The sequence below is a fragment of the Algoriphagus sp. genome (assembly GCF_024642405.1).
In the GTDB taxonomy this organism is placed as follows: Bacteria; Bacteroidota; Bacteroidia; order Cytophagales; family Cyclobacteriaceae; genus Algoriphagus.
On record NZ_JAHEBC010000173.1, the window covers coordinates 1 to 7,944 of the forward strand.

At 36.9% G+C, this 7,944-nt stretch carries 7 protein-coding genes and 1 pseudogene; 3 read left to right on the top strand and 5 right to left on the bottom strand.

From position 1 onward, the window contains the following. From Q0L68_RS12955 to Q0L68_RS12965, 3 genes and pseudogenes are all read right to left on the bottom strand, one after another. Positions 1-207: pseudogene (locus tag Q0L68_RS12955) on the bottom strand (carboxylate--amine ligase); the annotation flags it as partial. Positions 208-486: 279 nt separating this feature from the next. Further along, positions 487-1,437: a bestrophin family protein gene (locus Q0L68_RS12960; RefSeq protein WP_296703830.1), complete on the bottom strand. Its 951-nt coding sequence runs from the start codon at positions 1,435-1,437 to the stop codon at positions 487-489. Positions 1,438-1,722: 285 nt separating this feature from the next. Continuing rightward, entirely contained in the window at positions 1,723-2,157 is a 435-nt protein-coding gene (locus Q0L68_RS12965) for a cupin domain-containing protein (protein ID WP_296703833.1), read from the bottom strand. Between the two features lie 83 nt (positions 2,158-2,240). Here Q0L68_RS12965 and Q0L68_RS12970 point away from each other — a divergent pair, with 83 nt between their 5' ends. Further along, the gene (locus tag Q0L68_RS12970) at positions 2,241-2,855 is read left to right on the top strand and encodes a TetR/AcrR family transcriptional regulator (protein WP_296703836.1); all 615 of its coding nucleotides are present in this window, start codon (positions 2,241-2,243) and stop codon (positions 2,853-2,855) included. Positions 2,856-3,061: 206 nt separating this feature from the next. On the opposite strand, the gene Q0L68_RS12975 is transcribed toward Q0L68_RS12970, so the two are convergent. Both Q0L68_RS12975 and ppsA read right to left on the bottom strand, forming a co-directional pair. Beyond that, entirely contained in the window at positions 3,062-3,820 is a 759-nt protein-coding gene (locus Q0L68_RS12975; RefSeq protein WP_296703838.1) for a glucose 1-dehydrogenase, read from the bottom strand. Position 3,821: 1 nt separating this feature from the next. Next, positions 3,822-6,197 (bottom strand): phosphoenolpyruvate synthase, encoded by a 2,376-nt coding sequence (ppsA, locus tag Q0L68_RS12980; protein WP_296703840.1) that lies wholly within the window; start codon positions 6,195-6,197, stop codon positions 3,822-3,824. Positions 6,198-6,380: 183 nt separating this feature from the next. Here ppsA and Q0L68_RS12985 point away from each other — a divergent pair, with 183 nt between their 5' ends. Next, on the top strand, positions 6,381-6,785 hold the full coding sequence (locus Q0L68_RS12985) for an OsmC family protein (protein ID WP_296703843.1): 405 nt from the start codon (positions 6,381-6,383) through the stop codon (positions 6,783-6,785). A gap of 170 nt (positions 6,786-6,955) precedes the next feature. Further along, positions 6,956-7,944 (top strand): bifunctional phosphoribosylaminoimidazolecarboxamide formyltransferase/IMP cyclohydrolase (gene purH, locus Q0L68_RS12990; RefSeq protein WP_296703846.1); only part of this gene is annotated, 989 nt, incomplete at its 3' end.

Consider the following 7,944-nt stretch of genomic DNA (forward strand, 5'->3'; position numbering starts at 1 on the left):
TACGAAGTAAGGTTCATTATTCAGCGATTCAGGTATTTCAAGTTTTGAAAATTGGCGCTTCTGAGGATAAATCATCACATTTCCATTATAATTTTTTGGTTTGAAGTCTTTAGCCGGGAAGGAGACGACCACGAAAGGTCGTCCTGTTTTTTGCATACTTTCAATTACTGGCAAACTCCAGCCCTTCAATGCGAAACATTTAGCCATTGTGCTATTAGGATTAAGGGTTAAAAATGATTTAAAATTGATGCCTTGCCCTACACATGAAGTGTGATTGGGAAGTAGACAGATTTGTCATTCAGACCAAGATCATGACTTAAACAAGGAACATATTTAACTAATCGTTCCATAAATCTCAATCCCCTAGATGAGTACAGTAGAATCTTTAATTAATGAAAGAAGGGATGCTATTTGATTAAAAACCGGGATTAACATTTGAAAAAATAAGCGGATTTCCCCTTTCCCTATTACTTCATTTATTTCTAATCACATCAAAATACCTTCTTCATTTGGAATGAGTTTTTTAGGAATTGTATCTGCTTCAATTGCTTCTAGCAAATCAATTTCAATGGTATTACATAATGCATCCAAAGGAACATCCCATCTAAAATTCTCAAAAGGATTTGCCATTAAAAGGCCCATTTGATGAATTCCATAGAATACCCAAGAAATTAAAACTGTAACTGGAAAGACCAGCCACCAGCCATTCATATCGCTAAAAATCGGAAGCAATGAGAAAGGAAGAAACAGAATAAATAAACCAAGTAAAATTCTATTGAAAATCTCATATGCTTTTGGAAATGGAGTGTGTTTTATCCTTTCTGACTTCCCTTGAAAATCGGACAAACGTGTCAGGGTATTATCCATATTCATATGCCGGAAATCTTCAATGAATCCAGTGTTTAAACAATGTTCTAACTTTTTACCTTGCTGGATCAACAACTGGCTAGCCTTATTGGATTTATTTCGGATGGATTCAAATGTTACTTTGTCTAGGCCTTTGTACACTTTTTCATTCCATTCATTTTCATCAAGATTCCCACGTAATTGTAACCTTAGTGAATTAATAAAACTAAGATGAGTTGTAATAAGGTCTTTTTGAATTTCCTTTACTTTCGATGGATCTTGATCGATTGCATGATTCAAATTTACCATCGAAAGAACTTGGCGGCAATAAGTACGACTGTCGTTTACCAAACCACCCCAAATCTTGCGAGCCTCCCACCAGCGCTCGTAAGCAGATCCATTTCGGAAACCAAGAATTATTGCCAAAGCGGTTCCCAATGTGGCAATAATAGTAATTGGGATTTGCCAATATTTCATTCCAATTTCGAAATGAAGGAAAACGGCAATTGAGGTAACTCCAATACTAAATAATATATTTTTTAAGCTGAATTTTAATACCAGCTGCAAGTCAAACTTATTGTGTACTATCATTTCTTATTTTGGGTTGTTATCAAAAAAATTAATATAAACCATAATAGTGATAAATGTAGAAATGCTAAATTTTTAGAAGTACAATTTTATGATTTTCACGTCCTATTTTTAAGATATAGTCAAAACCAGGAAAGAAAAATATCCTAAAAATCAATCCAATGAATATTTATACCCTCTGCTTTTAAAATTGAATCTTAAAAGCAAAGGGATTGGTTTTGAAACTCCGGTTAATGCAAAAAAGGTCTTTTTGGTAAAATTGACTCCACTAATTATTAGGAATAATTCTTACAACTTGATATGCATATCATAATTAGCTGCAGTCAGCATCACTTTATTAATGATACTTTCATCAACTGACTTTCTCATTGCATCCGGTTCATTTTCAGGAATACCCATATCTTTAAAAAAAGATAAAAATCCTTTTGGACTATGGATATTAATCCATTTGCAAGTTGTAGAACCTGAATTTTTAAAAGTATGGACAACATTTGGAGGAAGATCAACGGATTCCCCCTTCTTGATATTTTTGAGTTCACCGTTTATTACAAATTCCATTTCTCCTTCAATCACCATGAATACCTCATTTAAGGCTGAATGAAAATGTGGAGGAGGCCCAGGAACATTTGGAGCAGTTTCACCGATAACCAAATCATAATTTCCTGAAACTTCTACAGGGCTTATTTTATGCCCTAAAACCCATGAACTTCTATTTTCTACCATTTTAATTTTAATTTATGAGACAACTGTCTCACAATAATAAATTAAGATTTTGTTCATTCCAAATTTTATGAGACATTAGTCTCATGATTAAATCTGAAATCAATAAAGGAAGAGTAAAGCAAAAGCTACAAACTCGGCTTGAAATACTTCAGGCAGCAAAAGAGTTAATGCAAAAAGAAAAAAAAATCACTTTGGAGGATGTGGCTAAAAAGGCTAAAATTTCCAGAGCGACAATGTATCGATACTTCTCCAACATTGACTTGCTCTTTACAGAGGCAACTTTGGATCTTCACCATAAGACCTCCGAGCAAATATTTGAAGATGTAAAAGACCTACCCTTTGCAGAAAAAATACTTTATATCCAGAAACACTACTTTGACTTGGCTCAAGAAAATGAAACCGTATTCAGAAGATATCTTGCTGCAGTATTGTCAGAGTCTATCGTTTCAAATGAGCCATTGAGGGGAGCTCGAAGGATGAAATCTCTAAATCTGGCTCTAGAAAATTATAAAGGTATTTTAAATGAAGACACTTTTAATAAATTGATAAATACCACTTCAGTTTTGACTGGTATCGATTCACTTATTACATGTAAAGATGTCTGTAATTTAGACAATGAAGAATCATACGAAACCTTAAAATGGGCAATGGAAATGATACTAAAAGGTATTATTCTAGACAATCAAAAAATTCAATAATTAGAAATATATATGTACGCTTTCTCACCACTATCCAAATAAATACTAGCGGGAAACAAGATTTTATTTGTTATCTATTGTCCTCTGTGGTCATTGGACGAATATTCGCAATCCTGCCAGTATTTTTGTTCGAAGATTAAGACTTGCGAATATTCATTTTTTGAAATTTTCAAACAAACCCATTCGCAATCACAAATCTATTTATCCTAATAAGCAGTCCAACCTCCATCAGCAGTCAACACTTCCCCATTGACAAATGAGGAGTCCTCAGAAGCAAGAAACAAAGCAACTTTTGCAATCTCATCAGACTCTCCCATACGAGGCATGGATCCTGCACCCGAACTGCATAGCGCAGCGCCTTCCTCGTCTGGATCCGCATTTTTCATGATATTCGTATTAACGCCGCCAGGAGCAATCACATTACTTCGAATTCCCTTTTTAGCATACATAAACCCAATATTCCTACTCATACCTACCAAAGCATGTTTAGAGGTAGTATAAGTTAAACCAGCACGGGCTCCATGTGTTCCCCCTACCGAAGAAATATGGATCATCACCCCTTTTCCTTGCTTTAGCATCTGGCTAATAGCTTCTCTAGAGGTATAAAAAGGTCCATTAATATTTACCCCCATCACTTTGGCCCAAAGCTCATTCGTTACCTTATCCAGAGGAGTAAAGTTGTCCATGATCCCCGCATTATTGACCAAGATATCTATGGTTTCAAATTCTAAAATGGCCGCATGAATCATTTTTTTGACCTGTGCCTCATTTGAAACATCGCATTTCAATCCTATCGCATGCCCTCCTTCCTTTCGGATCATTTCAGCAACCTCCATCGCATCATCGGGATTTAGATCAACGGCTACTACTTTTGCTCCATTCAGCCCAAAAAGCCTGGCGATAGCTTTTCCCATTCCTGATGCTGCTCCGGTTACTATTGCGGTTTTATTTTCCAGTTTTTTCATCCTATTTAGATTTTTTTGTTTCGGCTTCTATCATATTTTCTATTCCTTTAAGCAAAGCATCGGCATTGAAAGAAATACTGTCAATTCCCTGAGCTATCAGAAATTTAGCAAAGGAAGGATTGTCACTAGGTGCTTGACCACAAAGCCCGATCTTCTTTCCATTTGCTTTAGCTTCCCGGATTACTTCAGAAATCATCCATTTAACTGCCGGATTACCCTCATCAAAAAGCTCACTCAACACCTCAGAATCCCGATCCACACCGAGTGTTAGCTGAGTTAGATCATTTGAACCAATGGAAAATCCATCAAAAATCTTCGCGAATTCTTTCGCTAGAATTACATTCGAAGGGATTTCTGCCATGACATAGATTTCTAATCCATTTTCTCCTTGTTTAATCCCCTGTTCTTTAAGAATCTGGATTACCTTTTTCCCCTCATCAGGCGTTCTGCAAAAAGGAATCATAACTTTTAGATTCTCTAATCCCATATCATCCCTAACTCTCTTTACTGCCTCGCATTCCAAAGCAAATCCTTCCCGATAGCGCTCATGATAATAGCGGGAAGCCCCCCTAAATCCAAGCATGGGATTTTCTTCATCCATTTCAAATTGATGTCCTCCGAGCAAATTGGCATATTCATTAGACTTAAAATCGCTCATTCGCAGTATTACATCCTTCGGATAAAAAGCTGCTGAAATAGTTGCGATAGCCTGAGAAAGCTTGTCCACAAAGTATTCTTTCTTATCAGAATATCCTTTGCATAATTCTGCGATCTGAGTCTTTTCCTCTTGATTTTCAAGTTTGTCGAAATGAACCAAAGCCATAGGATGAATTCGAATACTACTATTCACCACAAACTCCATCCGCATCAATCCCACTCCCTGATTTGGGAAAAAGGAAAGATTAAATGCTTTATCCGGATCGGCCAGAATAAACATTGGCTTGGTCTTCGGAAGTTCTAAGCCGTGAAAATCATGTTCTGTAGTTTTCCATTTCAACTGACCCTCATACACTTTTCCCATTTTACCAGAAGAATTATCGATCGTGACTACATCTCCATTTTTTAGGACTTCCAAAGCTCCTTCTGCCCCAACAATGGCCAAAGCCCCCATTTCCCTGGCTACAATAGCAGCGTGACTCGTACGTCCTCCTTTTGTGGTGATGATTGCCCCAGCTTTTTTCATGACAGGGTCCCAATCCGGATTAGTCACTTCGGTAACCAAAATATCCCCCTCCTCTAAAAGGTCTGCTTCCGATGGAGACATAATAATTTTCACTTTACCTGAGGTAATTCCTCCACCAATTGCATAGCCCGTACTGAGTAATTCCCCTTTCTCTGTCAGATCAAATTCTTTCAAGAGGTAAGGATCTTTGTCTGCATGAATGGTCTCAGGTCTGGCCTGGACGATAAAAAGTTCATCTGTGATCCCGTCTTTTGCCCACTCAATATCCATGGGAAGTTTATAATGTTGTTCAATTTCAACAGACCATTTCCCCAAAGTCTCCAATTCCTCATCGCTTAAAACGAGTTCTTTTTGTTTTTCCAAAGGTGTATCCAAATTCACTACTCCACCGGAATCAGAATAAATCATTGTTTTGGTTTTCGACCCTACCTTTTTTGAAATAACGGCTTTTTTCCCTTTTTCAAGACTTGGTTTAAAAACCAAAAATTCATCTGGTATTACTGCTCCCTGAACGATATTTTCGCCTAGTCCCCAACAACCTGTTACCAGCACAGAATTAGTAAAACCAGATTCAGGATCAATAGAAAAACACACCCCACTACTTGCTTTATCTGCCCGTACCATTAGCTGCACTCCTACAGAAAGGGCAATATCATGTTTATCAAAACCTTTATCATGGCGATATTTGATTGCCCTACCATTATACATGGATGCAAAACAGGAACGAACTGCTTTCAGTAAAGCTTCTTCCCCATTAATATTTAAAAATGATTCATGTAATCCGGCAAAACTTGCTCCGGGAAGATCTTCTGCTGTGGCACTGCTTCTGACTGCCACATCTGGACTTGGACGATTTGCCCCTCCCAAAGATTGATAAGATTGAGTGATTTCCTCAGCTAATTTTTCCGGAATTTCCCCTTTTAAAATTAGTGCCTTGATCTGATCTGAAACTTCCCGAAGATTAGAAAAATCTTTAAGATCCAAATTATCCAACTGATCCTGGATTACTTGTTTAAGTTTATTTTCAGTTATAAAAAGACGAAAACCAGTAGAAGTAACTGCAAAACCATTAGGTATTCGAATACCCAACGGAGTGAGTTTTTGGTACATTTCCCCCAAAGAGGCATTCTTTCCACCTACCTTTGGAACATCCTCTATCCCAATTTCACCAAATGAAATTACCAGGTTATCCATGCTTTTGTCGGTTTGTCTAAATTTTTAGAATGCTCCAATTTAGGCAGTAAACTCTGGTATACTTATGATTCATTTATGATAAAATAATGATATAAATCAGTAAATCTTTCTTTCTAATTAGGGATTTAAAAAAGTAAGAAATGACTTTCTATATTGCCCAGACAACCCCTTAAACAAAAAATCATGATCTATTCCAGCAAAGCTAGTTCTCATTCAAAGCAGAAAGCCTCACTATCGATCAAAGAATCAAAAATTGAGTTTGGGATTACAGCGGACACGGCCGATCTTCTGCCTAACCCAGCCGAATTATTTCTAGGATCGATCTCTGCTTGCATCTTGAAAAACGTAGAACGATTTTCTTCTTTGATGAATTTTGAATATGAAAAAGCAGAGATAAAAGTTAGAGGGACGCGCCTTGAAAAACCTCCTAGAATGGACGGAATTATTTATGAGTTGAAGGTTTATAGCAATGATGAAAAGCTGAATGCATCTTTACTTCAAAAAAATATTGAAAATTTTGGTACGATTGTGAATACAGTTAAATCAACATGCTCAATCCAAGGTGAGGTAAAAAAAATATCTCTTTAAATAGCTTAGCCTAAGATTCTATTCCAAACTTTTTGAAAAACTTTTTTTCTAATTTTAGATCACCCCAAATTATATTTTATTCTCCCTTCTTTTAGGTCTTTTTCCCTACCTTTGCATTCCGCAAAGTCGGAGAAGATTATCCTATAGAAATCAAACAAAACCATTACCAAATGGCCACAAAAAAAATTCAATCTGCCCTTATTTCAGTCTTTTATAAAGACAATCTAGAACCTATCATTGCCTTATTAAAAAAACATGGTGTAACGATATATTCTACAGGAGGCACCCAAAAATTTATCGAAGAGCAAGGTGTATCAGTTGTCCCAGTGGAAGATTTGACAAGCTACCCTTCTATCTTTGGAGGTAGAGTAAAAACACTTCACCCTAAGATTTTTGGCGGAATCCTTTACAGAAGAGATAATGAGGGAGATCTTTCTCAAGCTACGGAATTTGATATTCCTGCTATTGATTTGGTGATTGTGGATTTGTATCCTTTTGAAGAAACTGTGGCTTCGGGAGCTTCTGAAGCAGATATTATCGAGAAAATTGACATTGGTGGAATTTCTTTAATCCGTGCTGCGGCTAAGAATTTCAAAGATGTAACCATTATCGCTTCTAAAGATCAATATCAGGAATTGGAGCAAAAATTGGCTGATCAAGATGGTTGCACTACCCTTGCCGACCGTCGTTATTTTGCAGCGCAGTCTTTCCAGGTTTCTTCTAATTATGACACCCACATTTTTAATTACTTCAACCAAGAAGAAAATATTCCTTCTCTAAAAGTTTCTGAAAACAAAGCAAAAGCACTTCGATACGGGGAAAACCCTCATCAAGCTGCGCATTTCTATGGAGACATGGATGCCCTTTTTGATCAACTAAATGGGAAAGAATTATCCTACAACAACTTGGTGGATGTAGATGCTGCGGTTAATTTGATTGCTGAGTTTAAAGGCGAAACTGCATTTGCCATCTTAAAGCATACCAATGCCTGTGGTGTAGCTTTGGCTTCTACCGTTAAGGAAGCTTATCAAAAAGCATTCGCAGCAGATACAATTTCTGCTTTTGGTGGTGTTTTGGTAACCAATCAAACAGTAGACAAGGATGCGGCTGAAGAAATGAATTCCTTATTCTTTGAGGTGTTGATTGCGCCTGATTTCAC

Bases quoted from the DNA above. Each gene is read 5' to 3' on its own strand.
- Q0L68_RS12965 (WP_296703833.1), bottom strand. From the start codon at position 2,157: ATGGTAGAAAATAGAAGTTCATGGGTTTTAGGGCATAAAATAAGCCCT.
- Q0L68_RS12985 (WP_296703843.1), top strand. From the start codon at position 6,381: ATGATCTATTCCAGCAAAGCTAGTTCTCATTCAAAGCAGAAAGCCTCA.
- Q0L68_RS12960 (WP_296703830.1), bottom strand. From the start codon at position 1,437: ATGATAGTACACAATAAGTTTGACTTGCAGCTGGTATTAAAATTCAGC.
- Q0L68_RS12975 (WP_296703838.1), bottom strand. From the start codon at position 3,820: ATGAAAAAACTGGAAAATAAAACCGCAATAGTAACCGGAGCAGCATCA.
- ppsA (WP_296703840.1), bottom strand. From the start codon at position 6,197: ATGGATAACCTGGTAATTTCATTTGGTGAAATTGGGATAGAGGATGTT.
- Q0L68_RS12970 (WP_296703836.1), top strand. From the start codon at position 2,241: ATGATTAAATCTGAAATCAATAAAGGAAGAGTAAAGCAAAAGCTACAA.